Annotated in this window: 20 protein-coding genes; 16 read left to right on the top strand and 4 right to left on the bottom strand. The window is 71.6% G+C overall.

Annotated features, from left to right (window positions below):
• The first annotated feature begins 214 nt into the window (after window positions 1–214).
• The 4 genes from ACFWPQ_RS37575 to ACFWPQ_RS37590 are packed head-to-tail and all read left to right on the top strand — an operon-like array spanning window position 215 to window position 7,364.
• On the top strand, window positions 215–2,416 hold the full coding sequence (locus ACFWPQ_RS37575) for a 1,4-beta-glucanase (protein ID WP_384045175.1): 2,202 nt from the start codon (window positions 215–217) through the stop codon (window positions 2,414–2,416).
• On the top strand, window positions 2,413–4,398 hold the full coding sequence (locus ACFWPQ_RS37580) for a beta-galactosidase (protein WP_384045178.1): 1,986 nt from the start codon (window positions 2,413–2,415) through the stop codon (window positions 4,396–4,398). The genes ACFWPQ_RS37575 and ACFWPQ_RS37580 overlap by 4 nt, the downstream gene beginning before the upstream one ends.
• Entirely contained in the window at window positions 4,395–6,614 is a 2,220-nt protein-coding gene (locus ACFWPQ_RS37585) for a glycoside hydrolase N-terminal domain-containing protein (RefSeq protein ID WP_384045180.1), read from the top strand. The genes ACFWPQ_RS37580 and ACFWPQ_RS37585 overlap by 4 nt, the downstream gene beginning before the upstream one ends.
• A gap of 36 nt (window positions 6,615–6,650) precedes the next feature.
• Window positions 6,651–7,364: a hypothetical protein gene (locus tag ACFWPQ_RS37590; RefSeq protein ID WP_384045183.1), complete on the top strand. Its 714-nt coding sequence runs from the start codon at window positions 6,651–6,653 to the stop codon at window positions 7,362–7,364.
• Window positions 7,365–7,409: 45 nt separating this feature from the next.
• Here ACFWPQ_RS37590 and ACFWPQ_RS37595 read toward each other — a convergent pair whose 3' ends face one another.
• From ACFWPQ_RS37595 to ACFWPQ_RS37605, 3 genes are all read right to left on the bottom strand, one after another.
• On the bottom strand, window positions 7,410–8,597 hold the full coding sequence (locus ACFWPQ_RS37595) for a sulfotransferase family protein (RefSeq protein ID WP_384045185.1): 1,188 nt from the start codon (window positions 8,595–8,597) through the stop codon (window positions 7,410–7,412).
• 125 nt (window positions 8,598–8,722) lie between these two features.
• Window positions 8,723–10,777: a TIM-barrel domain-containing protein gene (locus tag ACFWPQ_RS37600; protein ID WP_384045188.1), complete on the bottom strand. Its 2,055-nt coding sequence runs from the start codon at window positions 10,775–10,777 to the stop codon at window positions 8,723–8,725.
• A gap of 80 nt (window positions 10,778–10,857) precedes the next feature.
• The gene (locus ACFWPQ_RS37605; protein WP_361304846.1) at window positions 10,858–11,871 is read right to left on the bottom strand and encodes a LacI family DNA-binding transcriptional regulator; all 1,014 of its coding nucleotides are present in this window, start codon (window positions 11,869–11,871) and stop codon (window positions 10,858–10,860) included.
• 232 nt (window positions 11,872–12,103) lie between these two features.
• Here ACFWPQ_RS37605 and ACFWPQ_RS37610 point away from each other — a divergent pair, with 232 nt between their 5' ends.
• Window positions 12,104–12,913, top strand: coding sequence for an endo-1,4-beta-glucanase (locus ACFWPQ_RS37610; RefSeq protein ID WP_384045191.1), 810 nt, complete (start codon window positions 12,104–12,106; stop codon window positions 12,911–12,913).
• 188 nt (window positions 12,914–13,101) lie between these two features.
• Complete coding sequence (locus ACFWPQ_RS37615) at window positions 13,102–15,036, top strand: acyl-CoA dehydrogenase family protein (RefSeq protein ID WP_384045193.1); 1,935 nt, start codon at window positions 13,102–13,104, stop codon at window positions 15,034–15,036.
• A 47-nt stretch (window positions 15,037–15,083) separates the two neighbouring features.
• Here the strand turns inward: ACFWPQ_RS37615 and ACFWPQ_RS37620 are convergent, their stop codons facing one another.
• The gene (locus ACFWPQ_RS37620) at window positions 15,084–15,542 is read right to left on the bottom strand and encodes a lamin tail domain-containing protein (protein ID WP_384045196.1); all 459 of its coding nucleotides are present in this window, start codon (window positions 15,540–15,542) and stop codon (window positions 15,084–15,086) included.
• A 190-nt stretch (window positions 15,543–15,732) separates the two neighbouring features.
• On the opposite strand from ACFWPQ_RS37620, the gene dxr reads away from it, so the two are divergent.
• The 10 genes from dxr to ACFWPQ_RS37670 all read left to right on the top strand — a co-directional run bounded on the left by dxr (window position 15,733) and on the right by ACFWPQ_RS37670 (window position 26,564).
• Complete coding sequence (dxr, locus tag ACFWPQ_RS37625) at window positions 15,733–17,004, top strand: 1-deoxy-D-xylulose-5-phosphate reductoisomerase (RefSeq protein WP_384045199.1); 1,272 nt, start codon at window positions 15,733–15,735, stop codon at window positions 17,002–17,004.
• A gap of 8 nt (window positions 17,005–17,012) precedes the next feature.
• Window positions 17,013–18,305 carry a M50 family metallopeptidase gene (locus ACFWPQ_RS37630; protein ID WP_384045273.1) on the top strand — a complete coding sequence of 431 codons (1,293 nt, stop codon included), beginning with the start codon at window positions 17,013–17,015 and terminating at the stop codon, window positions 18,303–18,305.
• A gap of 170 nt (window positions 18,306–18,475) precedes the next feature.
• A complete protein-coding gene (ispG, locus tag ACFWPQ_RS37635; RefSeq protein WP_384045201.1) occupies window positions 18,476–19,633 on the top strand; it encodes a flavodoxin-dependent (E)-4-hydroxy-3-methylbut-2-enyl-diphosphate synthase in 1,158 nt (385 codons plus the stop codon).
• A 312-nt stretch (window positions 19,634–19,945) separates the two neighbouring features.
• Window positions 19,946–20,794, top strand: a complete 849-nt coding sequence (locus ACFWPQ_RS37640; RefSeq protein ID WP_384045204.1) for a GNAT family N-acetyltransferase — start codon at window positions 19,946–19,948, stop codon at window positions 20,792–20,794.
• A 148-nt stretch (window positions 20,795–20,942) separates the two neighbouring features.
• Entirely contained in the window at window positions 20,943–21,473 is a 531-nt protein-coding gene (locus tag ACFWPQ_RS37645) for a GNAT family N-acetyltransferase (protein ID WP_384045206.1), read from the top strand.
• Between the two features lie 87 nt (window positions 21,474–21,560).
• Complete coding sequence (locus ACFWPQ_RS37650) at window positions 21,561–23,267, top strand: proline--tRNA ligase (RefSeq protein WP_384045208.1); 1,707 nt, start codon at window positions 21,561–21,563, stop codon at window positions 23,265–23,267.
• A gap of 135 nt (window positions 23,268–23,402) precedes the next feature.
• Complete coding sequence (locus ACFWPQ_RS37655; RefSeq protein WP_384045210.1) at window positions 23,403–23,807, top strand: hypothetical protein; 405 nt, start codon at window positions 23,403–23,405, stop codon at window positions 23,805–23,807.
• Window positions 23,804–24,775, top strand: coding sequence for an FAD:protein FMN transferase (locus ACFWPQ_RS37660; protein WP_384045213.1), 972 nt, complete (start codon window positions 23,804–23,806; stop codon window positions 24,773–24,775). Before ACFWPQ_RS37655 ends, ACFWPQ_RS37660 begins: the two co-directional genes overlap by 4 nt.
• A complete protein-coding gene (locus ACFWPQ_RS37665; RefSeq protein ID WP_384045216.1) occupies window positions 24,772–25,347 on the top strand; it encodes a ferric reductase-like transmembrane domain-containing protein in 576 nt (191 codons plus the stop codon). The genes ACFWPQ_RS37660 and ACFWPQ_RS37665 overlap by 4 nt, the downstream gene beginning before the upstream one ends.
• Complete coding sequence (locus ACFWPQ_RS37670; RefSeq protein WP_384045219.1) at window positions 25,347–26,564, top strand: NADH-ubiquinone oxidoreductase-F iron-sulfur binding region domain-containing protein; 1,218 nt, start codon at window positions 25,347–25,349, stop codon at window positions 26,562–26,564. Before ACFWPQ_RS37665 ends, ACFWPQ_RS37670 begins: the two co-directional genes overlap by 1 nt.
• Window position 26,565: the final 1 nt, after the last annotated feature.

Below are 26,565 nucleotides of genomic sequence, written 5' to 3' on the forward strand. Positions count from 1 at the left end.
CCCGCGCCCCTGAAGGGGCGCCTCAGCCGCGGGCGCCTTGTGAGCCGACCCAGCCTGCGGGCAGTCGTGCCTCCCCCAGTGCCTTAAGGGCCTGGGAGGTGCCCCCAGGGCGGCACGGGTGGGCGCAGGCGGCACCCGGCCAGCGCCGGTGAGCGACACCCCCCAGCCCCCACCCCGGCCCACCCACCAAACCCACGCCCACCGAAGGTTCCCCATGCCCACCCTGAGCCGCAGAACCGTTCTCGCCGGTACGGCAGCAACAACCGCCCTCACCGCTCTCCCGACGCTCACCGCCACCGCCCACGCGGCCGAGCCCCAGCCGCAGGTGCACGCATACCGCTGGCGCAACGCAGTGATCGGCGGCACCGGCTTCGTCACCGGTGTCCTCTTCCACCCCACCACCCCCGGCCTCGCCTACGCCCGCACCGACATCGGCGGCGCCTACCGCTGGGACGCCCGCACCGCCCGCTGGACCCCCCTCACCGACCACCTCGGCTGGGACGACTGGAACCTCCTCGGCGTGGAGGCCCTCGCCGTCGACCCCGCCCACCCCGACCGGCTCTACCTCGCCCTCGGCACCTACGCCCAGTCCTGGGCCGGCAACGGCGCGGTCCTGCGCTCGGAGGACCGCGGCGCCACCTGGACCCGTACCGACCTCAGCGTCAAACTCGGCGCCAACGAGGACGGCCGCGGCATGGGCGAGCGCCTCATCGTCGACCCCCGGGACAGCGACACCCTGTGGCTGGGTACCCGGCACGACGGACTCCTCAGGTCGACCGACCGCGGGGCCACCTGGGCGGCAGCCCCCGGCTTCCCGGCCACCCCGTCCGCCTCCGGCCAGGGCGTCAGCCTCCTTGTCGCCGTCGGCCGTGCCGTCTACGCCGGCTGGGCGGACGGGGACGGCGGCGCGAGTGCCGTCAATCTCTACCGCACCACCGACGGCACCGTCTGGGAGGCCGTTCCCGGCCGGCCCACCGGCACCTCCGCCAGGATCCCGGTCCGCGCCGCCTACGACCGTCACGCCCGCGAGCTGTACGTGACCTACGCCGACGCTCCCGGCCCCAACGGTCAGGCGGACGGCAGCGTGCACAAGCTCGCCGTGGCCACCGGGCGGTGGACGGACGTCACCCCGGCCGTGCCCGGCGGCGGCGACACCTTCGGCTACGGCGGGGTCGCCGTCGACGCCCGCCGGCCCGGCACCGTCGTCGTCTCCACGAACAACCGGTGGACGGCCGTGGACACCCTCTACCGGACCACCGACGGCGGCCGCACCTGGACGTCCCTCAAGGACTCCGCCGTCTTCGACGTGTCGGAGACCCCCTTCCTGAAGTGGGGTGCGGACCAGCCCAAGTTCGGCTGGTGGATCCAGGCCGTGGCCGTGGACCCGTACGACTCGCGGCACATCGTCTACGGCACCGGCGCCACCCTCTACGGCACCCGTGACCTCGTCCACTGGGCCCCGCGGATCCGGGGTCTGGAGGAGACGGCCGTGCGCCAGCTGATCTCGCCCCCGGTCGGGAAGGCGCATCTGATCAGCGGGCTCGGCGACATCGGCGTGATGTACCACGAGCGGCTCACGGCGTCTCCGTCCAGCGGTATGGCCTCGAACCCCGTGTTCGGGTCGGCGACGGGGCTCGCGCAGGCTGCGGGCAGGCCGGAGTACGTGGTCCGCACCGGCTGGGGCGATAACGGCAACGGCGCCTTCTCGGACGACGGGGGCCGGACCTGGGCGCCCTTCGCCGCCCAGCCCTCCCTCGCCCACGACGCACCGGGGCCGATCGCCGCCAACGCCGACGGCAGCGTGCTGCTGTGGTCCTTCGTGCACTGGGACGGGACCAGGTACCCCGCCCACCGGTCGGACGACAACGGCGCCACCTGGACCGAGATCTCCTCCTTCCCGAAGGGCGCCACGCCGGTCGCCGACCCGGCCGACCCGACGCTCTTCTACGCGTACGACACCGATACGGGAACGCTACAAGCCAGCACCGACAGTGGCCGTACCTTCACGGCGCGTGCGACCGGGCTGCCCGCGGGAGACAGTCAGTTCCAGCTGGTCGCGGCCCCGGGCAGGTCCGGTGACCTGTGGCTGAGCGTCAAGTGGAACGGGCTGTACCGGTCCACCGACGGCGGCGCCACCTTCACCAGGGTCGCCAGTTGCTGGGCCGCCTACACCCTCGGTTTCGGCAAGGCGGCCGACGGCGCCGGCTACCCGGCGGTCTACCTCGTCGGCTCCACGGAGTCCATCACGGCCGTCTACCGCTCCGACGACGAGGCCGGCACCTGGGTCCGCATCAACGACGACCGACACCAGTGGGGCTGGATCGGGCAGGCCGTCACCGGCGACCCGCGCGTCCACGGCCGGGTCTACCTGGCCACCAACGGACGCGGCATCCAGTACGGGGACCCCGTCCGATGACCGCCGGACGAAAGCCGCCGGGCCTCTCCGACGCCACCCGCGGCCGGATCCTCTTCGGCGGCGACTACAACCCCGAGCAGTGGCCCGAGGAGACCTGGCAGGAGGACGTCCGGCTGATGACGGCCGCCGGCGTCAACTCCGTGACCATGGGCGTCTTCTCCTGGGCGCGGCTCGAACCGCGGCCGGGGGAGCGGGACTTCGGCTGGCTGGACCGGCTGATGGACCTCATGCACGACCACGGCATCGGCGTCGTCCTCGCCACCCCCACCGCGGCACCGCCGCCGTGGCTGGGGCGGCTGCACCCGGACACCCTGCCCCGGGACGCCGACGGGCGCACCGAGTGGTGGGGCGGCCGCCAGCACTTCTCGCACTCCAGCGCCACCTACCGCCGGTACGCCGCCGCCGTCACCGAGGACCTCGCCGCCCGCTACGCCGGACACCCGGCCCTCACCCTCTGGCACATCAACAACGAGTACTGCACCTTCGACTACGGCGACGAGGCAGCCACCGCCTTCCGCCGCTGGCTGCGCGACCGCTACGGCACCCTCGACGCCCTCAACTCGGCCTGGGGCACGGCCTTCTGGAGCCAGGGCTACGACACCTGGGACGGCATCCTGCCCCCGCGCCACGCCCACTACCTGAAGAACCCCACCCAGGTGCTGGACTTCCGCCGCTTCACCTCCGACATGCTCCTGGAGTGCTACACGGCCGAACGGGACATCGTCGCCCGGCACACCCCGCACATCCCGGTGACCACGAACTTCATGCCGCTCTGGATCGGCCAGGACGCCTGGCGCTGGGCCGCCGAGGAGGACGTCGTCTCCGTCGACCTCTACCCCGACCCGCGGGACCCCCTGGGCGCCCAGCACGGCGCGCTCGTCCACGACCTCACCCGCTCCCAGGCGCGCGGCCCCTGGATGCTCATGGAGCAGGCCGCCGGGCCGGTCAACTGGCGCGGGGTGAACCACCCCAAGCCCCGCGGCCTCAACCGCCAGTGGTCCCTCCAGGCCGTGGCCCGGGGCGCGGACGCCGTCTGCTACTTCCAGTGGCGGCAGTCGAGGCAGGGCGCGGAGAAGTTCCACTCCGGGATGGTCAGCCACGCGGGGGAGGAGGGCCGTACCTACCAGGAGGTCAAGCGGCTCGGCTCCGAACTCGCCGCCATCGGTGCCGAGGTGACCGAACGTCACGTCGGTGCCGACATCGCGATCCTCCACGACTGGCACTCCTGGTGGGCCGGCGCCCACGAGGGCCGGCTCTCCACCGAGGTGGACCTCCCCGACGTCCTGCACGCCTGGCACCGGGCCCTGTGGGAGTCGCACCTCACCACCGACTTCGCCCACCCCGAACACGACCTGTCCTCCTACAAGGTGGTCGTCGTCCCGCAGCTCTACCTCCTCACCGACTCCGCGATCGGCAACCTCCTCGCCTACGTCCGCGGCGGCGGCACCCTGGTCAGCGGCTTCCTGACCGGCATCGCCGACGAGGACGACCGGATCCGCCCCGGCGGCATGGACGCCCGGCTGCGCGAGCTGTTCGGCATCCGCGTCCTGCACGAGTGGTGGCCGCTGGACGCGGGGGAGACCGTCGCCTGCGAGGGCTTCCGCGGAACCCTCTGGTCGGAGGAGATCGAGGCCGCGCCCGCGGTCTCCGAGACCGTGCCGTACCGGGGCGGCGAACTCGACGGGCTGCCGGCCGTGCTGCGCAACGGGCGCGCCTGGTACGTCTCCACGCTCCCGGAGCCGGAGGCGCTGCGCGAACTGCTCGGCCGGATCGCGGCGGACGCGGGGGTGCCCCCGGTGCTCGACGGCCTGCCCGCGGGCGTCGAGGCGGTCCGTCGGGGCGAGCTGCTGTTCCTGTTCAACCACGGGCGTGATGAGGTGAAGATCTCCCTCATGGGAACGCATCGAGATCTGCTGACCGGTAAGACCGTCACCGGCGAGACCGTCCTCGGCCGCTACGGCGTGGCGGTGCTCAAGCCATGACCGTCACCGGCACGACCGAAGAAGCCACCGGTCCCGTCCACGGCACCTGGGAGCCAGCGCCGGCCGCCCGCTGGGAGGACGCCTTCCTGAGCGGCAACGGCCGCCACGGCGCCCTCGTGTTCGGCGATCCGAACGACGACCGTGTCATCGTCACCCACCACACCCTCGTCCGCCCGAACGGCGGCGAACACGCCCGCCCGCCGCACCTGGCGGCCGAACTCGCGGGCGTGCAGGACAGGTTGCTCGCCGGGGAGCCGGGCGCCGCCGAGGGTTTCACCGACGGCCGCCCGCTCCAGTGGGTCCAGCCTTTCCACCCCGCCTTCCAGATCCGGCTGCGCAGGCCGCACGGCCGTCCGGACGGCTACCGCCGCCTCGTCGACTTCACCTCCGGCGAGGTCACCGCCACCACCGCCGACCGGACCAGCAGGGTCTTCGTCTCCCGCGCGGACGACGTGATCGTGCAGCAGGTCACCGGCACATCCGACCTCGACATCGCCCTCGACCACCGGCTCCCCGGCGCCCCGCCCGGCCTGGGCGTCGGCCACGGCGCGCTGCGCACCCCCGAGGGCGCCCTGCTCAGCCTCCGCGCCCGCTACCCCGGCAGCGACCGCGCCTACACCGGCGTCACCCTCGTCGCCGTCACCGGCGGTACCACCGAACTCGTCCCGCCGGGCGTCCGCGTCACCGGCGCCGAGTCCGTCCTCCTCCTCACCCGCGTCCGCCGCCACACCGGCGAACTCGACGTGACCGCCGAGGCCCGCGAACTGGGCGACCTGCTCGCCGACCGGCCGTCGTACGACGCGCTGCTCGCCCGCCACCTCGGCCCGCACCGCACCGCCTACACCCGCGTCGCCCTCGACCTGGCCGCCGACCCGGCCGAACGAGCGCTGCCAGGCTCCGAGTTGCTCAAGAGATCGGCCGAGGCAGCCCTTCTGGAACGGCTCTTCGCCGCCGGCCGCTATCACCTGCTCTCCGCCTCCGGCCTCAACCCGCCCCGCCTGACCGGACTGTGGACCGGTGACTGGGACACCGCCTGGTCCGGCGCCTTCACCAACGACGCCAACGTCAACCTCCAGACGGCCTCGGCCGCGGCCGCCGCCCTTCCCGAAGTCACCGAGGCCTGCGCCGCACTGATCCAGCGCCAGCTCGGCGACTGGCGGGAGAACGCCCGCGCGGTGTTCGGCGCCCGGGGCGTGGTCGCGCCCGCGCACAGCGACGGCGAGTCCGGGCTGGCCTACCACTTCAGCCGGGAATACCCCCTTCACCTGTGGACGGCCGGCGCCGACTGGCTGCTCAAGCCGCTCGTCGACCACGACGAGATCCGCGGCGAGCGCGATCCGCGCACGGCGGCGGTGCTGGCCGAAGTCGCCCGGTTCTACGAGGACTTCCTCACCCGGACCGACGCGGACGGCCACGTCGTGATCGTCCCCTCCTACTCGCCGGAGAACCGGCCCGCGAACGCCAGTTGGGGTGCCGTCAACGCGGCGATGGACCTCTCCGCCGCCCGGCACGCCCTGCGCACCGCGGCCGACTACCACCCGGGGCCGGACGCCGACCGCTGGCGCGCCCTCGCCGACCGGCTGCCCCCGCACCGCACCAACGCCGACGGCGCGCTCGCCGAATGGGCCCGGCCCGGCCTCGACGACAGCTACGACCACCGCCACCTCAGCCACCTCTACGGCGTCTGGCCGCTGGACGAGATCACCCCGTACGACACCCCGGAACTCGCCGCCGCCGCCCACCGCGCGCTCGAACTGCGCGGAGCCGAGAACGACTCGGCGCACGGACACCTGCACCACGCGCTCGTCGCGGCCCGCCTGCGGGACGGCGAGCGGGTCGGCGCCGCCCTCGACCGGGTCCTGGACGGCGACTTCTTCCACTCCTCCCTGATGAGCGCCCACTACCCGGACCGCGACGTCTACAACGCCGACGCCGCGCACACCCTGCCCGCGGTGCTCATCGAGGCCCTCGTCCAGTCGACCCCGGACCGCCTGGTCCTGCTTCCGGCGCCGCCGCCCGGCCTGCGAACAGGCCGGCTCCGCGGCATCCGCACCCGCTTCGGCGCCGGACTCGACCTCTCCTGGACCCCCGACGGCGCGCGAGCCGTCCTCAGACCACACCGGTCGCTCCGCATCGACCTGTGGACTTCCTCCGGCCGTCGGCCGCTCGACCTCGTCGCCGGAGAAGACCACGTCCTCACCCTGGGGACGTGGTAGCCACCCGCACCTCCCCCCACCCATGGAAGGGACACCATGGCAACACGCACGCTCGGCAGGGTCGCCAAGGCCCTGATCGCCCCCGCGCTCGCGCTCGGCGCCACCGTCGGACTCGCCTCCGCCCCCGCCTCGGCCGCCGTCTGGAGCTCCTGCGACCAGTGGGGCAACACCACGCTGAACGGCTACACCCTCTACAACAACATCTGGGGCTCCGGCGCCGGCACCCAGTGCATCTGGGCCAACTCCGGCACCAACTGGGGCGTCAACGCCAACCACCCCAACACCGGCGGCATCAAGTCGTACCCCAACGCCAAGAAGGTGATCAACAAGACGATCACCTCGCTGACCTCGCTCACCAGCAGCTACAACGTGACCGTGCCGTCCTCCGGCGCGTACAACACGTCGTACGACATCTGGGACACCGGATACGCCAACGAGATCATGCTCTGGGTCAACAAGACCGGCGCCGTCGGACCGCTCGGCACCTCGCAGGGCACGCTCACGCTGGGCAGCAACACCTGGACCGTCTACAAGGGCAACAACGGCTCGAACAACGTCTATTCGTTCATCCGGAGCTCCAACTCCACCTCCGGCACCGTCGACATCCTGCCGATCCTGAAGTGGATCAAGGACACCAAGGGCTGGTTCGGCAACGTCACCATCGGTGACCTGCAGTTCGGCTTCGAGATCACGTCCTCGTCCGGCGGGCTGGACTTCACCGTCAACAGCGAGAGCGTCAGCAGCAGCTGAGCCACCGGGGCGGCCCTGCCGGAGGCGGGGCCGCCCCTCGCGCCGTCAGGCCCGGTCGACCTCGGCGCGCAGCGCGTTGTAGTCCGCGAAGGCCGCGTCGACGTCCGCGCGGGCCAGGCCGTAGCGGGCCAGGTCGTAGCTGTGCACGCGGGTCCCCCTGGGGCGGGCGGCGACGGCCGGGAGGCGGGCCGCGTCGGCCTCGGTCCAGCGGGCGCCGACGGCCGCGTAGAGCTTCGGGGCGCCCGCGGCCGGGTCGGCGCCCAGCCAGGAGTACGGCACGTCGACGAGGGACTCGCGGGGGATGCGGGCGCGGGACGCGAGGCCGCGGGCGGCCGAGCGGGCCAGCAGCTCCAGCCAGGTGGCGCCGATCCGGTGCAGGTCGAGGGGGCGGGTGTTCACCGCCATGCCGTGCTCGACCAGGCTGCAGAACGAGGCCACGGCGGTGGCCGGATCGCGGTGCGTCCACACGATGGTGGCGTCCGGGAAGACCGCGCGCAGCGCGTCCAGGTTCTCCAGGTGCAGCGGCGACTTCAGCACCCAGCGGCGGCGCGGGCGGCCGTACTGGAGCACCTGGTAGATCTGCTTGAGGTAGCGGTAGTCGGCGTCGAAGTCGTGGGTCTCGTGCCAGGGCAGGTACTCGGGGATCACCGCCTGGGACAGCGGCATCACCGTGTGCGGCAGCGCGAAGGTGCACTCCTCCGGGCCTTCGGGGCGCAGGTTGTGGATGTGGCGGAAGCGCGGGGAGAAGAGGTTGATGCCGCCGACCAGGCGGCGAGCGGTGGTGATCGCCTTCTCCCGTTCCTCAGGCGGGAGTTCGAGGTCGGGGGTGAGCAGCTCCCAGAGCAGTGGGCAGCGGTGGTCCGCGGAGAGGGACAGGATGCCGTGGGTGAGCGTGGTGGCGGTGCGCGGCAGGCCCACCACGAACACCGGCCGCTCGACCGGCTCCCGCTCGATCTCCGGGTGTTCGGCGAGCAGCCGGCGGATCCGGGCCCGGTTGGCGAGATGTCGGCCGACGTGTCCGCGCGCGGACAGCCAGCCGACCGGGGTGAGATGTTCGGCGCCCGCCCAACATCGCAGCAGGTGACGGAAGTCGTCGGTGAACCGCTCGTCGTCCTCCGCGGTCCCGGCCGCGTCGAGCAGCCGGTCGAAGGCCCGGTCCGGCGTGCGGCGGGCACGGAAGCCGGGTCTGAGGAGCAGGTCGGCGAGCGTGAGAGGGAACGGACCTGAGGGCACGGCAACGGAACCCTTCGTGGGGGGACAGGGGAGGGGATACTGACTACCCCCTCCAACTGCCCGACCACACCGACGAGTTGAGACATTTACCGGCCGGTAACGGGAGGCGTCGCAATCCGGCCGGGCTACTCCGTGACCGGAAGTTCCGCCCCGTCGCGCAGGAACAGCGGGATGCGGTCCAGCGGCGCGTCCACCGTCACCGCCGCACCGCCCTCGTACGACTCACCGGTCCACGCGTCCGTCCACCGGGCGCCCGCCGGCAGGTACGCCGTCCGGGCCGTGGCGCCCGCCGTCAGCACCGGCGCCACCAGGAGGTCCCGGCCGAAGAGGTAGGCGTCGTCGACCGCCCAGCACGCCTGGTCCTCGGGAAACTCCAGGAACAGCGGCCGCAGCACCGGCAGGCCCTGCTCGTGGGCCTCCCGCATGACCTGCAGGACGTACGGCTTCAGGCGCTCGCGCAGCCGCAGGTACTTCTCCAGGATGGCGCCGGCCTCCTCGCCGTACGACCACACCTCGTTCGGGCCGCCGGTCATGTCGGGGCCCAGCGCCATGCCCGGGTCGCGGAAGCCGTGCAGGCGCATCAGCGGGGAGAGCGCGCCGAACTGGAACCAGCGGACCATCACCTCGCGGTAGGCCGGGTCGTCCGGGTCGCCGCCGTGGAAGCCGCCGATGTCGGTGTTCCACCAGGGGATGCCGGACAGGGCCGTGTTGAGGCCGGCCGCGATCTGCTGGCGCAGGGCCGTGAAGTCGGTGCCGATGTCGCCGGACCAGAGCGCGGCGCCGTAGCGCTGGCTGCCCGCCCACGCCGAACGGTTGAGGGTGACGACCTCCTCGCCCCGCTCCCGCAGGCCCTCGTGGAAGGTCCGGGCGTTCTCGGCGGGGTAGCTGTTGCCGACCTCCAGGCCGGGGCCCGTCCAGTAGCGCAGGTTCTCCTGGAATCCCGGCTTCAGCTCGGGCTCGCAGGCGTCCAGCCAGAAGGCCGTGATGCCGTACGGGTCGAGGTAGTTCTCCTTCACCTTCGACCACACGAACTCCCGGGCGTCCGGGTTGGTGGCGTCGTAGAACGCCACCTGGACGGTCGACGCCACCCCCTTGTCCGGCCAGTCGGCGTGCGCCGTCGGGCCGTACTGGGTGCCGATGAAGTAGCCGCGCTGCTCCATCACCGGGTGGTTCTCGCTCAGCGGGGACACCGACGGCCAGACGCTCACCACCAGCTTGATGCCGAGCTCGTCGAGTTCGCGGACCATCGCGGCCGGGTCCGGCCACTCCTCGAGGTCGAACTTCCAGTCGCCCAGGTGCGTCCAGTGGAAGAAGTCGCAGACGATCGCCGAGATGGGCAGCCTGCGGCGCTTGTACTCGCGGGCCACGGCGAGGAGTTCGTCCTGGGTGCGGTAGCGCAGCTTGCACTGCCAGAAGCCCGCCGCCCACTCCGGCAGCATCGGCGAACGGCCGCTCACCGCACTGTAGTTGCGCTGCCCGTCGGCCGGGGTGCCGACGGTGATCCAGTAGTCGAGCTGGCGGGCCGAGTCGGCCACCCAGCGGGTGCCGTTGCCGGCCAGTTCGACGCGGCCGATCGCCGGGTTGTTCCAGAGCAGGGTGTAGCCGCGGCTGGAGACCAGGACCGGGACCGAGACCTCGGCGTTGCGCTGGACCAGGTCCAGGACCAGGCCCTTCTGGTCGAGACGCCCGTGCTGGTGCTGGCCCAGGCCGAACAGCTTCTCGCCCTCGTAGGCGGCGAACCGCTGCTCCAGGCGGTGGTGGCCGTTGCCGACCGCGGTGTACAGGCGCGAGCCGGGCCACCAGAAGTGGGCGCGCTCCTCGGCCAGCACCTCCGAGCGGTCGTCGGTGCGCAGGAACCGGACCAGGCCCTCGGCGGACACCTCGACGGTCAGGTCCCCGACCGTCAACTGCCCTTCGCCGTCACCGATCTTGACGGTCGACCCGGTGGCGGGCGGTTCGTCGAGCAGGGCCCCCGGCAGGCCTTCGAGGATCGGCCCGCCGAGCCGGGCGCGGACCCGGACCGCGTCCGGCCCCCACGGCTCGATCCGCAGCGTCTCCTGGCGGCCGCTCCACTCCAGGGCACCGTCCCGCTCGCGGAAGCTGCCGACGGTGGGGGAGGACTGCGCGAGGCTGACCTTGGGCGGGCTTTCCGCGGACTGGATTTCGGCAGGCTGATTCACGTCACGGCTCCTGGAGGAGTGCAGACAGAGGAGTGCAGACACAGGGGTGCCCCGGAACAGCAGGGCACTGCAAGAGGGGGTCAGGCCCCGGCGGACGCCGGTCCCGTGCTCGCCCGTACCGTCAACTCGGGTGCGATCAGCACGACTTCGTCACTGCCCCGGCCGTCCAGCTTGGCGACCAGGTGCTCCACGGCGTACCGGCCCATCTCCTGCGCGGGGATGGCGACCGAGGTCAGCCGCACCGAGGCCTGGACGGCGACCTGGTCCGGGCAGATCGCGACCACGGACACGTCCTCCGGCACGGCCCGGCCCTGCTGGCGCAGGAGCGCGAGCAACGGCTCCACCGCGGACTCGTTCTGGACGACGAAGCCCGTGGTGCCCGGGCGCTCGTCGAAGACCCGGGCCAGCGTGGCGGCCATCGCGTCGTACCCGCCCTCGCACGGCCGGTGCAGCACCCTGAGGCCCAACTCCCGGGCCCGGGACCGGAGTCCGTCCAGGGTGCGCTCGGCGAAACCGGTGTGCCGCTCGTACACGGCCGGGGCCTCGCCGATGACGGCGATGTCGCGGTGGCCGAGCTTCGCGAGGTGCTCCACACACAGCGCCCCGGTCGCCCCGAAGTCGAGATCGACGCAGGTCAGCCCCGAGGTGGAGGCGGGCAGGCCGATGAGCACGGAGGGCTGGTCGGTCTGCCGGAGCAGCGGCAGCCGTTCGTCCTCCAGCTCCACGTCCATCAGGATCATGGCGTCGGCCAGTCCGCTGCCGGTGACCCGGCGGACCGCGTCCGGGCCCTCCTCGCCGGTGAGCAGCAGCACGTCGTAGCCGTGCAGACGGGCCGTGGTGGCCACCGCGATCGCGATCTCCATCATCACCGGCACGTACATGTCCGTACGCAGCGGGATCATCAGCGCGATGATGTTCGACCGGCTGCTGGCCAGGGCGCGTGCGCCCGCGTTCGGGTGGTAGCCCAGCTCCCGGATGCTCTGCTCGACCCGCTGCCGGGTGGTGGTGGAGATGGACCGCTTGCCGCTGAGGACATAGCTCACCGTGCTCGCCGAGACTCCGGCGTGCTGGGCGACCTCGGCGAGGGTGACCATCCGGCTCTCCAAGCTTTGTGAAGCGCTTCGACAGTGCGCATTGCTGACAGGGGCGAGTGAGGGTGGTTCGACAGTAGCTTCAGTGCGGGTGGGTGTCCATAGTCTGTCGAAGCGCTTCGACAGCGAATTGCCGGGACGGCCTCGGCAACCTTTCCAGGGGGCGGCGGCCACAAGAAGGTCGTACGGCCGTCCGACGGGTCGTACCACGAACCGTCCCCCGGAAGGACCCCCGATGCAACACCGCAGACCGCGCCTGTCCAAGACGGCGAAGACGCTGCTGGCCGCCTCGGTCGCGCTCACCGCCGCCGCGGGCGTGACCGTGGCGCAGGCCGGCGAGTCGAGCAAGAAGTGCACCGCCTTCGACACCGTCACGCTCGGCAAGTATTACGTGAACAACAACCTCTGGGGGCAGGACAAGGGAACCGGCACCCAGTGCGTCTGGGACAACTCCGCGTCGGGCTCGACCGTCTCCTGGGGGACGTCCTACACCTGGGCGAACAACAGCAAGGGTACGGACTCGGACGTCAAGTCGTACGCCAGCACGGTCCTCGGCTGGCACTGGGGCTGGAAGGTCGACAAGGCGGCCACCGGCCTGCCGATCCGGGTCGGCGACCGCAAGAAGGTCACCACCAGGTGGAACTTCACCCTCAGCTCCAGCCCCGGAACCCTGGACGTGGCCTACGACCTCTGGCTGCACGCCAAGAACACCGCGGACTGGCAGGACCAGCCCACCGACGAGATCATGATCTGGCTCGACCGCCAGGGCGGCGCCGGCCCGCTCGGCACCAAGTACGGCAGCGTCAGCCTCGGCGGCGCGATGTGGGACATCTACCAGGGCGACATCGGCTGGAACGTCTACTCCTTCGTGCGCCGGGCCAACACCACGAGCGCCACGCTGAACATCGACGACTTCACCCAGGCCCTGGTCCGCCGCAAGCTGCTGAGCAACGACAAGTACCTCTCCGGCATCGAGGCCGGCACCGAGGTCTTCAAGGGCTCGGGGCGGCTGGACACCCAGTCCTACTCCGTCGACATCGGCTGAGAAGCGCGTCGCGATCGGCTGAGAAGCGCGTCGCGATCGGCCGAGAAGGGTGTCGCGCCGGCCGGCCCGTCAGCCGATCGGACCGCGAGGACTGGTGGGGGCGGCCCGTTTCGGGTACCAACGATCCAGTAGCACTGGTCGGTAACGAACGGTCCTCAATAACCCCTTTTGTGGCGAGGTGAGCCTCAATGTCCGCCCCCACCGCCAAGAAACCCACCGTCACCGAGCGGGAGGCCCGCCAGGTGGCGGAGGCCGCCCGGGAACAGGACTGGCGCAAGCCCAGCTTCGCCAAGGAACTGTTCCTCGGGCGCCTCCGGCTCGACCTCATCCACCCGCATCCGCTCCCGGCGGACGAGGACGTGCAACGCGGCGAGGAGTTCCTCGCCCGGCTGCACGAGTTCTGCGAGACGAAGATCGACTCGGCGCTCATCGAGCGCGAGGCGCGCATCCCGGACGAGGTGATCGCCGGCCTCAAGGAGCTCGGCGCCCTCGGCATGAAGATCGACACCAAGTACGGCGGCCTCGGCCTCACCCAGGTCTACTACAACCGGGCCCTCTCCCTGGTCGGCTCCGCCAACCCGGCGGTCGGCGCGCTGCTCTCCGCCCACCAGTCGATCGGCGTGCCGCAGCCGCTGAAGATCTTCGGCACCCAGCAGCAGAAGGACGCCTTCCTGCCGCGCTGCGCCCGCACCGACATCTCCGCGTTCCTGCTCACCGAGCCGGACGTCGGCTCGGACCCGGCCCGCCTCGCCACCACCGCCGTACCGGACGGGGACGACTACGTCCTCGACGGCGTGAAGCTCTGGACCACCAACGGCGTGGTCGCCGACCTCCTGGTCGTCATGGCCCGCGTCCCGAAGACCGAGGACAGCAAGGGCGGCATCACAGCCTTCGTCGTCGAGGCGGACTCGCCCGGCATCACCGTCGAGAACCGCAACGCCTTCATGGGCCTGCGCGGCATCGAGAACGGCGTCACCCGCTTCCACCAGGTCCGGGTCCCCGCCGCCAACCGCATCGGCGCCGAGGGCGCGGGCCTCAAGATCGCGCTCACCACCCTCAACACCGGGCGGCTCTCGCTCCCCGCGATGTGCGTGGGCGCCGGCAAGTGGTGTCTGAAGATCGCCCGCGAGTGGTCGGCGGTCCGCGAGCAGTGGGGCAAGCCGGTCGCGCTGCACGAGGCCGTCGGCTCCAAGATCAGCTTCATCGCGGCGACCACCTTCGCCCTGGAGGCGGTCGTCGACCTGTCCTCCCAGATGGCCGACGAGAACCGCAACGACATCCGTATCGAGGCCGCCCTCGCCAAGCTCTACGGCTCCGAGATGGCCTGCCTGATGGCGGACGAGCTGGTCCAGATCCGCGGCGGCCGCGGCTTCGAGACGGCCGAGTCGCTGGCGGCCCGCGGCGAACGTGCCGTCCCCGCCGAACAGCTCCTGCGCGACCTGCGCATCAACCGCATCTTCGAGGGCTCCACCGAGATCATGCACCTGCTGATCGCGCGCGAGGCCGTCGACGCCCACCTCTCGGTCGCCGGCGACCTCATCGACCCCGACAAGTCCCTCCAGGACAAGGCGAGGGCGGGCGCCAACGCGGGCGTGTTCTACGCCAAGTGGCTGCCGAAGCTGGTCGCGGGCCCGGGCCAGCTCCCCACGTCGTACGGCGACTTCAAGCACGGCGTGGACCTCGCCCCGCACCTGCGCTACGTGGAGCGGCACGCCCGCAAGCTGGCCCGGTCCACCTTCTACGCCATGTCCCGCTGGCAGGGCCGGATGGAGACCAAGCAGGGCTTCCTGGGCCGGGTCGTGGACATCGGCGCCGAGCTGTTCGCGATGAGCGCGGCCTGCGTGCGCGCCGAACTGCTGCGCAGCCAGGGCGACCACGGCCGCGAGGCCTACCTGCTCGCCGACGCGTTCTGCCGGCAGGCCCGCATCCGCGTCGACGAGCTGTTCAACCGCCTCTGGTCGAACACCGACGACCTGGACCGCAAGGTCGTCAAGGGCGTGCTCGGCGGCTCCTTCGAATGGCTGGAGCAGGGGATCGTCGACCCGTCGGGCGAGGGCCCGTGGATCGCCGACGCGACCCCCGGACCGTCCCGGCGGGACAACGTCCGCCGCCCCTTCAAGTGAGACCCCGTCAGCGGGGCCGCCTCGAACGAGGTTGCTGAAGTAGCGATTCAGCAGTACTTGTCGCTCGGATCCCGTGTCGTCCAGGAGCAGGAGTCGACCTTGGCGCCGCTCGCCTTGGTCAGCGTCGCCGTGTCGCTGGTGTTGTTCCACACGTAGGCGCGGCGGTTCTGGTACTTGTTCGACGCGGTGTCCGTGCCGCTGCCGGTGTGCACCTTCATCGTCTTGTGGGCGCCGATCTTGATGTTCTTGAAGACGTACCGGTGGTTGGAGACGTCCTTCAGGACCCAGCCCTTGAGCGAGACGGCCGAGCCACCGGTGTTCTTGATCTGCACCCACTCGGCGTTGAGGCTGGCGTTGGAGCGGTTGTCGGTGCCCGGGCTGTCGAACCAGACGTGGTAGATGGTCACGCCCCCGGCCGCCTGGGCCGGGGTGCTGAGCAGGGTGCCGGTGAGCAGTGCGGCACCCGCGAGCGCGGGCAGGGCAGCACGTATGCGCAGAGTACGCATGGAGAGATCCCCCCAGGATGTCGTCCGGTCGGGTCGGCCATCCCTGCCGACCCGACAGAAGTGTTATCACATGATCTTCACGTGAACCTCACAAAGGGAATTCCGCTCCATACGGCACCAAGAACTGATAAGGCACCCGCGTGAGGGACGCGCTGTCCTCCCGGCCACCGGATGCGGCCACAATGGGGGGATGACCGACAGTCCCGCCAGTCCGGCACCCCTCGCCGACCCGCACCTCGTGTACGACCCGCTCGTGGGCGACGGCCCGAAGGACGTGGTGATCCTCGGCTCCACCGGATCCATCGGCACCCAGGCCATCGACCTCGTCCTGCGCAACCCCGACCGCTTCCGGGTCACCGCCCTGTCCGCCCACGGCGGCCGGGTCCCGCTCCTCGCCGAGCAGGCGCACCGGCTGCGGGTGCGGACCGTCGCGGTCGCCCGCGAGGACGTCGTACCGGCGCTGCGCGAGGCGCTCACGGCGCTCCACGGCCCCGGTGAGCCGCTCCCCGAGATCCTCGCCGGACCCGACGCGGCCACCGAGGTCGCCGCCTCCGACTGCCACACCGTCCTCAACGGCATCACCGGCTCCATCGGCCTCGCGCCCACCCTCGCCGCCCTGGAGGCGGGCCGCACCCTCGCGCTCGCCAACAAGGAGTCGCTGATCGTCGGCGGCCCGCTGGTCAAGGCGCTGGCGAAGCCCGGCCAGATCATCCCGGTCGACTCCGAGCACGCGGCGCTCTTCCAGTCGCTGGCGGCAGGGACCCGGGCCGACGTCCGCAAGCTCGTCGTCACGGCGTCCGGCGGGCCCTTCCGCGGCCGTACCAAGGCCGACCTGGCGCACGTCACCGTCGAGGACGCGCTCGCCCACCCCACCTGGGCGATGGGACCGGTCATCACGATCAACTCCGCGACCCTGGTCAACAAGGGGCTGGAAGTCATCGAGGCGCACCTCCTCTACGACATTCCCTTCGACCGCATTGAGGTGGTCGTGCATCCGCAGTCGTATGTCCACTCGATGGTCGAGTTCACGGACGGATCCACGATCGCGCAGGCGACGCCCCCCGACATGCGGGGGCCGATCGCCATCGGTCTCGGCTGGCCCGAACGGGTCCCGGACGCGGCGCCCGCCTTCGACTGGAGCAAGGCCTCCACCTGGGAGTTCTTCCCGCTGGACAACGAGGCCTTCCCGTCCGTGAACCTGGCCCGGCACGTCGGTGAGCTCGCGGGCACCGCGCCGGCGGTGTTCAATGCGGCCAACGAGGAATGCGTCGAGGCCTTCCGTGCCGGTCTGCTGCCTTTCAACGGCATCATGGAGACCGTGACGCGGGTGGTCGAGGAACACGGCACCCCTCGTACGGGAACTTCACTGACCGTGCCGGACGTCCTCGAAGCGGAGACCTGGGCACGGGTCCGGGCCCGGGAACTGACAGTGCAGAAGGCGACCGCGGAGGCGCGTGCATGACAGCCCTGATGATGATCCTCGGCATAGTCGTCTTCGTGATCGGCCTGCTGGTCTCGATCGCCTGGCACGAGCTGGGGCATCTCTCCACCGCCAAGCTCTTCGGCATCCGCGTCCCGCAGTACATGGTCGGCTTCGGCCCGACCATCTGGTCGCGGCGCAAGGGTGACACGGAGTACGGCATCAAGGCCGTCCCGCTGGGCGGCTACATCCGCATGATCGGTATGTTCCCGCCGGGCGCCGACGGCCGGGTCACCGCCCGCTCCACCTCACCCTGGCGCAGCATGATCGAGGACGCCCGCTCGGCCGCCTTCGAAGAGCTGCAGCCCGGCGACGAGACCCGCCTCTTCTACACGCGCGCCCCCTGGAAGCGCGTGATCGTGATGTTCGCGGGCCCCTTCATGAACCTGATCCTCGCCGTCGCGCTCTTCCTCACCGTCCTGATGGGCTTCGGCATCAGCCAGCAGACCACCACCGTCAGCTCGGTCTCCCAGTGCGTGATCGCGCAGAGCGAGAACCGCGACACCTGCAAGAACACCGACGCCGCCGCCCCGGCCGCCGCCGCGGGCCTCAAGGCCGGCGACAAGATCCTCTCCTTCAACGGGGTGCAGACGACCAGCTGGAACCAGCTCTCCGACCTGATCCGGTCCACCCCCGGCAAGGAGGTCGCGATCGTCGTCGACCGCAAGGGCCAGGACGTCACCCTGCACGCGACGATCGCCACCAACCAGGTCGCCAAGAAGGACTCCAGCGGCCAGATCGTCCAGGGCCAGTACGTCACCGCCGGCTTCCTCGGCTTCAGCGCCGCCACCGGCATCGTCCGCCAGGACTTCGGCGACTCGGTGACCTGGATGGGCGACCGCCTCGGCGAGGCCGTCGACTCCATCGCGAGCCTGCCCGGCAAGATCCCGGCCCTGTGGGACGCGGCCTTCGACGGCGCCCCCCGCCAGCCGGACTCCCCGATGGGCGTGGTCGGCGCGGCGCGCGTCGGCGGCGAGATCTTCACTCTGGACATCCCGCCCACCGAGCAGCTGGCCATGGCGCTGATGCTGGTGGCCGGCTTCAACCTCTCCCTGTTCCTCTTCAACATGCTCCCGCTGCTCCCGCTCGACGGCGGCCACATCGCGGGCGCCCTGTGGGAGTCGCTGCGCCGGAGCCTGGCCAAGGTACTGCGCCGCCCGGACCCCGGCCCGTTCGACGTGGCGAAGCTGATGCCGGTGGCCTATGTGGTGGCCGGGGTCTTCATCTGCTTCACGTTGCTCGTCCTGGTGGCCGACGTGGTTAACCCGGTGAAAATCTCCTAGCCACACGACGTTCGACGCGGCCCGGAACACTGTGTTCCGGGCCGCTTCCATTGAGTGGGTTTACGGGTGGGGGATGTGCTCGCTCCTGTGCCGGTGCCGTAATCTCGAAGCCTGGAACCCGCTTACGACGGGACCTGGACCTAGATCCACGACTTGGGGTTGCACAGCAGATGACTGCGATTTCTCTCGGCATGCCGTCCGTTCCGACCAAGCTCGCCGAGCGCCGGAAGAGCCGGCAGATCCAGGTCGGCTCCGTGGCGGTCGGCGGAGACGCCCCGGTCTCGGTCCAGTCGATGACCACGACCCGTACGTCCGACATCGGCGCGACGCTCCAGCAGATCGCCGAGCTGACCGCGTCCGGCTGCCAGATCGTGCGGGTGGCCTGCCCCACCCAGGACGACGCCGACGCGCTCGCCACCATCGCGAAGAAGTCCCAGATCCCCGTCATCGCGGACATCCACTTCCAGCCGAAGTACGTCTTCGCCGCGATCGAGGCCGGCTGCGCCGCGGTCCGCGTCAACCCGGGCAACATCAAGCAGTTCGACGACAAGGTCAAGGAGATCGCGGCCGCCGCGAAGGACCACGGCACCCCGATCCGCATCGGCGTCAACGCCGGCTCCCTGGACCGTCGCCTGCTCCAGAAGTACGGCAAGGCGACCCCGGAGGCCCTGGTCGAGTCGGCCCTGTGGGAGGCGTCCCTCTTCGAGGAGCACGACTTCCGGGAGATCAAGATCTCGGTCAAGCACAACGACCCGGTCGTGATGATCGAGGCGTACCGGCAGTTGGCCGCGCAGTGCGACTACCCGCTCCACCTCGGTGTGACGGAGGCGGGCCCGGCCTTCCAGGGCACCATCAAGTCGGCCGTCGCCTTCGGTGCACTCCTCTCCCAGGGCATCGGCGACACCATCCGCGTCTCGCTCTCCGCGCCGCCGGTGGAGGAGGTCAAGGTCGGCAACCAGATCCTGGAGTCCCTCAACCTCAAGCAGCGCGGCCTGGAGATCGTCTCCTGCCCGTCCTGCGGCCGCGCCCAGGTCGACGTCTACAAGCTCGCCGAAGAGGTCACCGCGGGCCTCACCGGCATGGAGGTCCCGCTCCGGGTCGCCGTCATGGGCTGCGTGGTGAACGGCCCCGGCGAGGCCCGCGAGGCCGACCTCGGCGTCGCCTCCGGCAACGGCAAGGGCCAGATCTTCGTCAAGGGCGAGGTCATCAAGACGGTCCCCGAGTCCAAGATCGTGGAGACCCTCATCGAGGAGGCCATGAAGCTGGCCGAGCAGATGGAGGCGGCGGGCACGGAGTCGGGCGAGCCGACGGTGTCGGTGGCGGGCTGAGGCCGGCTGCGGGAGGGTTCTTCGCCCCCGCCGCCCCTACCCGTCCCATCCTCAAGAGGCGCAGCCCCTGACACCCCCGCCCAGGGGCTCCGCCCCTGGACCCCGCTCCTCAAACGCCGGAGGGGCTGAAAGTCTCGGCCCGTCCGGCGTTTGAGGACGAGGCCGGAGGCCGATGCGGGGGGCTGGGGGCGGCAGCCCCCAGGGACGGAACCCCTGGCGACGGCCACTTCACAGCGCACGGGGCGGCGCGGCCAAGCTTCCGCAGGTACAGTGCGGAGATCAAGCAGAAGCCCCCGGCGTGAGGCCCCGCACGTGTTGACGCAGACCACCTCACGGGTACTCGAACCGAGTGACCTGGACGCAGCGCTCGCCGTACTCGACCGCGAGCCGGTCACGAACGCCTTCGTGACCTCGCGCGTCCAGGTGGCCGGACTCGACCCCTGGCGCCTCGGCGGCGAGATGTGGGGCTGGTACGAGGACGGCATGCTCACGTCCCTCTGCTACGCAGGCGCCAACCTGGTCCCGATCTGCGCCACCCCGCGCGCGATCCGTGCCTTCGCCGACCGGGCCCGCCGGGCCGGCCGCCGCTGCTCCTCGATCGTCGGCCCTGCCGAGGCCACCGCCCAGCTGTGGCGCCTCCTGGAACCGCACTGGGGTCCGGCCCGCGAGGTCCGTGCCCACCAGCCCCTGATGGTCACCGACCGGATGCCCGCCGACATCGCCCCGGATCCGTACGTCCGCCGCATCCGCAAGGACGAGATGGAGGCGATCATGCCGGCGTGCGTGGCGATGTTCACCGAGGAGGTGGGCGTCTCCCCGATGGCCGGCGACGGCGGTCTCCTCTACCAGGCGAGGGTCGCGGAACTCGTCGGCTCCGGCCGCTCGTTCGCCCGGCTCGACGACAGCGGCAAGGTCGTCTTCAAGGCGGAGATCGGCGCGGCGACGTCCGAGGCCTGCCAGATCCAGGGGGTGTGGGTCGCCCCCGAATACCGGGGCATGGGCATGGCGGCCCCCGGCATGGCGGCGGTCCTGCGGTATGCCCTGGCCGACGTGGCTCCCGTGGTGAGCCTGTACGTCAACGACTTCAACACAGCGGCGCGACGGACGTACCTGAGGGTGGGCTTCCAGGAGGTCGGAGCCTTCATGAGCGTGCTGTTCTGACGGTTCTCTTCTGACAGGCGTCAAGGGCAATGCGCGCCCCAGGGGCGCTGGGGGTCCCCCCGGCCGAAGGCTGGGGGAGGAACTGCGCGAGCAACCACGTCGAGCCCGCACTCGGACGACAACCGGAACCCACCTGTACCCTCCCCACATGACGCTCGTGATCGGCCCCTTGGACCTCCCCTCCCACGTGGACGAGGCCCTGGCAGTCCAAGCGATTGCCTTCGGCCTGGGCCCCGACGAGGTAGCCGTCCGCCGCCAGATCGTCCTGCGCCACATGCAGTACCCGGGGGCGAGGGCTCTCGGCGCCACCAGCGAGGGGCACCTCGTCGGGTTCGTCTACGGCATGCCGAACTCCCGCACCCACTGGTGGTCCACCGTCGTGGAGCCCTACCTCCGCGCCCAGGGCAACGCCGACTGGCTCGACGACTCCTTCGTGATCACCGAGTTGCACGTGCACCCCCACCATCAGAACCGGGGTATCGGCCGGCGCCTGATCACGCTCATCACCGACGGTGCCGCCGAGCCCCGTTCGATCCTCTCCGCGATCGACACCGACAGCCCGGCCCGCGGCCTCTACCACTCCCTCGGCTACGTCGACCTGGCCCGCCGGGTCAACTTCCCCAGCGCTCCGAAGCCGTACGCCGTGATGGGCGCGCCCCTGCCGCTCCGCCGTAAGTGACCCGTCGCCGCCGACCGATTTCCACCGGCACAGCGTGCCCGGCTAACCTCCTAGCCATCACCCTTTTCCGGCAGGAGTACGAGAACCATGGCGAACGCACCGGTCCAACGCATGTCCCAGTTGATGGCGAAGACGCTGCGTGACGACCCGGCGGACGCCGAGGTCCTCAGCCACAAGCTCCTCGTCCGCGCCGGCTACGTCCGCCGTACGGCGGCCGGTATCTGGTCCTGGCTGCCGCTCGGCCTGAAGGTGCTGTCCAACATCGAGCGGGTCGTCCGCGAGGAGATGGACGCGATCGGCGCCCAGGAGGTGCTGCTCCCGGCCCTCCTGCCCCGGGAGCCGTACGAGGCGACCGGCCGCTGGGACGAGTACGGCCAGGAGCTGTTCCGCCTCCAGGACCGCAAGGGCGGCGACTACCTCCTCGGCCCGACCCACGAGGAGATCTTCACCCTGCTGGTGAAGGACCAGGCGTCCTCCTACAAGGACCTGCCGGTCATCCTCTACCAGATCCAGAACAAGTACCGGGACGAGGCCCGTCCGCGGGCCGGCATCCTGCGCGGCCGCGAGTTCCTGATGAAGGACTCCTACTCCTTCGACCTGGACGAGGACGGCCTCGCCACGTCGTACGCCCTGCACCGCGAGGCCTACCGGCGGATCTTCGAGCGCCTCGGCCTCGACTACCGCATCGTCGCCGCCACCGCCGGTGCGATGGGCGGTTCGAAGTCGGAGGAGTTCCTGGCCCCGGCCGAGGCCGGCGAGGACACCTTCGCCGACTGCCCGAACTGCGACTTCGCGGCCAACACCGAGGCGATCACGTACACGCTGAAGGCGGTGGACGCCTCCGACGTGCCCGCGCTGGAGGAGATCCCCACTCCGGACACCCCGACCATCGAGACCCTCGCCGCGTACCTCGGCGTCCCGGCCTCCGCCACCCTGAAGAACCTGCTGGTGAAGGTCGACGGCGAGATCGTGGCCGTGGGCGTACCGGGCGACCGCGAGGTCGACATGGGCAAGGTCGAGGAGCACTTCGCCCCGGCCGCCGTGGAGCTGGTGACCGAGTCCGACTTCGCGGGCCGTCCGGACCTGGTCCGCGGTTACGTCGGTCCGCAGGGCCTCGGCGAGAAGGTGAAGTACGTCGCCGACCCGCGCATCGCCCCCGGCACGGCCTGGATCACCGGCGCCAACAAGGCGGGCACGCACGCCAAGAACGTCGTGGCGGACCGTGACTTCACCGTCGACGAGTACGTCGACGTCGTCGTCGTGCTGGAGGGCGACCCCTGCCCGAAGTGCGGCACCGGCCTGAAGCTGGACCGCGCCATCGAGATCGGCCACATCTTCCAGCTGGGCCAGAAGTACACCAACGCGCTCAAGCTCGACGTCCTCGGCCAGAACGGCAAGCCGGTCCGCGTGACCATGGGCTCCTACGGCATCGGGGTCTCCCGCGCCGTCGCCGCCCTCGCCGAGCAGACCGCCGACGAGCACGGCCTGGTCTGGTCGCGCGAGGTGGCCCCGGCCGACGTGCACGTCGTCGCGGCCGGCAAGGCCCTGCAGACCGAACTCGCCCTGGACGTCTCGGAGAAGCTGCGGGCGGCCGGGCTGCGCGTCCTGGTCGACGACCGGGCCGGGGTCTCCCCGGGCGTGAAGTTCACCGACGCCGAGCTGATCGGTGTGCCCCAGATCCTGGTCGCGGGCCGCCGCTCCGGCGAGGGCGTCCTGGAGCTCAAGGACCGCAAGACGGGCGAGCGCGAGGAGCTCACGGTGGACGAGGCGATCGCCCGCCTGACCGCGAACTGAGCCTCAACTCCCGCCGCGGCTTTTCAGAAACGTCTCAGACAGTTCTTCCGCTCCGTATGGGAGCCTCACAGACTTCTCTCAGGCCGATACCCGAACGTAATGCGTGACAGAGAGTCACGCAGGAGGGGATCGGTCATGACCGAGAGAGTGCAAGGCAGGGAGCCGGGGGACCGGCGGGAAAAGGGTGCGGCCGCGGCGGTCCGCCGGGGGACCCGGCGCACGGCGGCCCTGGCGGCGGCGGTCACGCTCGCCGCGGCGGCCGGGGTGTTCGCCCTGGTCGGCACGATGCAGTCCGATGCCGAGACGACGGCGAGCAGCGGCAGCGGTACGACGTCGAGCTCCAGCAGCTCCGCAAGCGGCTCCGACTCGGCCTCGGGCACGGACAGTTCCTCGTCCTCCCAGTCGACCGACTCCTCCAGCTCGTCCAGCTCCTCCAGCTCGTCCAGTTCCTCCTCGTCGTCGTCCTCGGACCTCCAGTCCTCCTCCGACGGCCTCACCTCCGGCGGCGGCTCCACCGACTCCACCTCGGGGGCGTCATGACCGCCGCCCTCGCCCCGCGCCCGACGGCCGCCGCCGAGTGGCGGGCCCTCGGCACCACCGTCCGCCTGGTCGTCACCGATCCTGCCCTGCTGGACTCCTGCAACCTGCTCCTCGCCCGGCAGCTCGCCGAGGTCGACGCGGCCTGCAGCAGGTTCCGCACCGACTCCGAACTGGCCGCCCTCGACACCGCCCAGGGCCGCCCGGTCCGGGTCAGCCCGCTCCTCGCCGAGGCCCTCGCCGTGGCGCTGCGCGCGGCCGGGGCGACGGACGGCGCGGTGGATCCGACCGTCGGCTCGGCGATGGACGCGATCGGGTACGACCGCGACTTCACCCTCGTCCGCGAGGACGACCGCCCGGTCTCCCTGCGGGTGCGTCGCGCCCCGGGCTGGCGCAAGGTCGGTCTGGACCCGGCGACCGGCACGGTCACCGTCCCCGAGGGCGTCCGCCTCGACCTGGGCGCGACGGCCAAGGCCTGGGCCGCCGACCGGGCCGCCCGCATGCTGGCCGACACGGCCGGCTGCGGAGTGCTGGTGAGCCTCGGCGGCGACACCGCCGTCGCCGGCGAGCCACCGGCGGGCGGCTGGCAGATCCGCGTCCAGGACATCACCGGACCGGTGGAGGAGACGCCCGCGCAGGGGTCGTACGACACCGTCGGGCTGCGCTCCGGCGGCCTCGCCACCTCCGGCACCGGCGCCCGCCGCTGGCAGCGCGGCGGCTACGACCTGCACCACATCGTCGACCCGCGCACCGGACTGCCGGTCCGCTCCCCGTGGCGCACGGTCTCGGTGGCCGCGGCCGACTGCGCGGACGCCAACGCGGCGACCACGGCGGCCCTGGTCAAGGGCGCGGGTGCGGAACGCTGGCTGACCCGCCTCGGCCTGCCGGCCCGCCTGGTGGCGCACAACGGCACGGTCGTCACCACGCCCGGGTGGCCCGCCCCCCTCGCGGCACTGGAGGCGGCGGCGTGACCTCCGAGACCCTCTGGTACGCCAACCGGGCCACCGGCGCCGTCTGCCTGGTCCTGTTCACCGTGGTCGTCCTCCTCGGCATTGCCGTCCGCCTCCGCACCCGCCTCCCGGGCCTGCCGCGGTTCGGCACCATGAGCCTGCACCGCACGCTCTCCCTCTCCGCCACCGCGTTCCTGGCCCTGCACATCACCACCGCGATCGTCGACGGCTACGTGAACATCACGGTGCTGGACGCTCTCGTCCCCTTCGTCTCCGACTACCAGCCGCTCTGGCTCGGCCTCGGCACGGTCGCCTTCGACCTGATGCTCGCGGTCCTCGTCACCAGCCTCCTCCGCGACCGCCTCGGCCACCGCACCTGGCGGGCCGTGCACTGGCTGGCGTACGCCTCCTGGCCGGTCGCCCTGGTGCACGGCATCGGCATCGGCACGGACGCCGGCACCGACTGGATGACCTGGCTGACCGTGGCCTGCGTCGCGACGGTGGTCACCGCCTTCGCCCTGCGCACCGCGCAGGCCGTCCGAGCCGCCCGCCAGACCCCCGCCGCACTGCTGCACACCGAAGGGGCCCACTGATGACCACGCTCTTCACCGACGTCTACATGTCCCCGCGCCTGCTGGCCCCCGGCGGCACCCCGGCCGACCTCACCACGCACGAACAGCGCTACGGCCCGCTCGCGTACGGCGACCCGGCGGCCCTGCTGCGCACCCTGGCCGAATCCGGGCTCACCGGACGCGGCGGGGCGGGCTTCCCGGCCTACCGGAAGTTCGTCGCGGTCGCCGACGCGGCCCGCCGCGCCGAGCGCGCACCGGTCGTCGTCGCGAACGGCGCGGAGAGCGAGCCGGCCAGCCACAAGGACCGGACGCTGCTCCGGCTGTCACCCCATCTGGTCCTGGACGGACTGCAGTTGGCGGCCGAGGCGATCGGCGCGGGGGAGGCGTACCTCGCCGTCGAGGACGGCGCCTCCTACCTGGAGTCGGCCCTCGCCCAGCGCCACGACCCGGTACGCGTGCAGGTCGTACGCCTCCCCGCGCGCTTCCTCTCCGGCCAGGCCTCGGCCCTCGTCCAGTACCTCTCCGGCGGCCCCGCCCGCCCCACCCACCCGGTCCCGCCGGTCCGCGAACGCGGGGTGCGCCGTGCCCCCACCCTGGTCCAGAACGTCGAGACCCTGGCCCACCTGGCGCTGATCGCCCGCTACGGCGCCGCCTGGTTCCGTTCGGCAGGCACCCCCGCCGAACCGGGCAGCACCCTCTGCACCGTGCACGCGCCGGGCCGCGAAGTCCGGGTCGTGGAAGCCCCGTTCGGCATGTCCGTCGGCCGCCTCCTCCCTCTGGAAGGTGCGTCCGCGGCCCTGATCGGCGGCTACCACGGCACCTGGATCCCGGCCGCCGAGGCCGCCCAGGTCCCGCTCTCCTCCGCGTACTTGGGCGCAGGTGTACTGGCCGCCCTGCCCGCCGACCGCTGCGGCCCGGCCGAAACCGCCCGCGTCCTCCGCTACTTGGCGCTGCAGTCGGCGGGCCAGTGCGGCCCCTGCCTCAACGGCCTCCCGCGCATCGCCACGGCCTTCCAGACCCTGGCCACCCCCGGCCCCCAGGGCACCACCCGCACGGACATCTCCCGCTGGGCGGGCCTGGTGGAGGGCAGAGGCGCCTGCCACCACCCCGACGGCACGATCCGCCTGGTCCGCAGCGCGCTCACCACCTTCGCGACCGAACTCGACGCCCACGCCCACGGCCGCTGCACCGCGACCGACCACACCCCGCTGCTCCCCGTACCGGCGGAAGGGATCTGAC

The sequence above is a fragment of the Streptomyces sp. NPDC058464 genome (assembly GCF_042721035.1).
Lineage (GTDB): Bacteria > Actinomycetota > Actinomycetes > Streptomycetales > Streptomycetaceae > Streptomyces.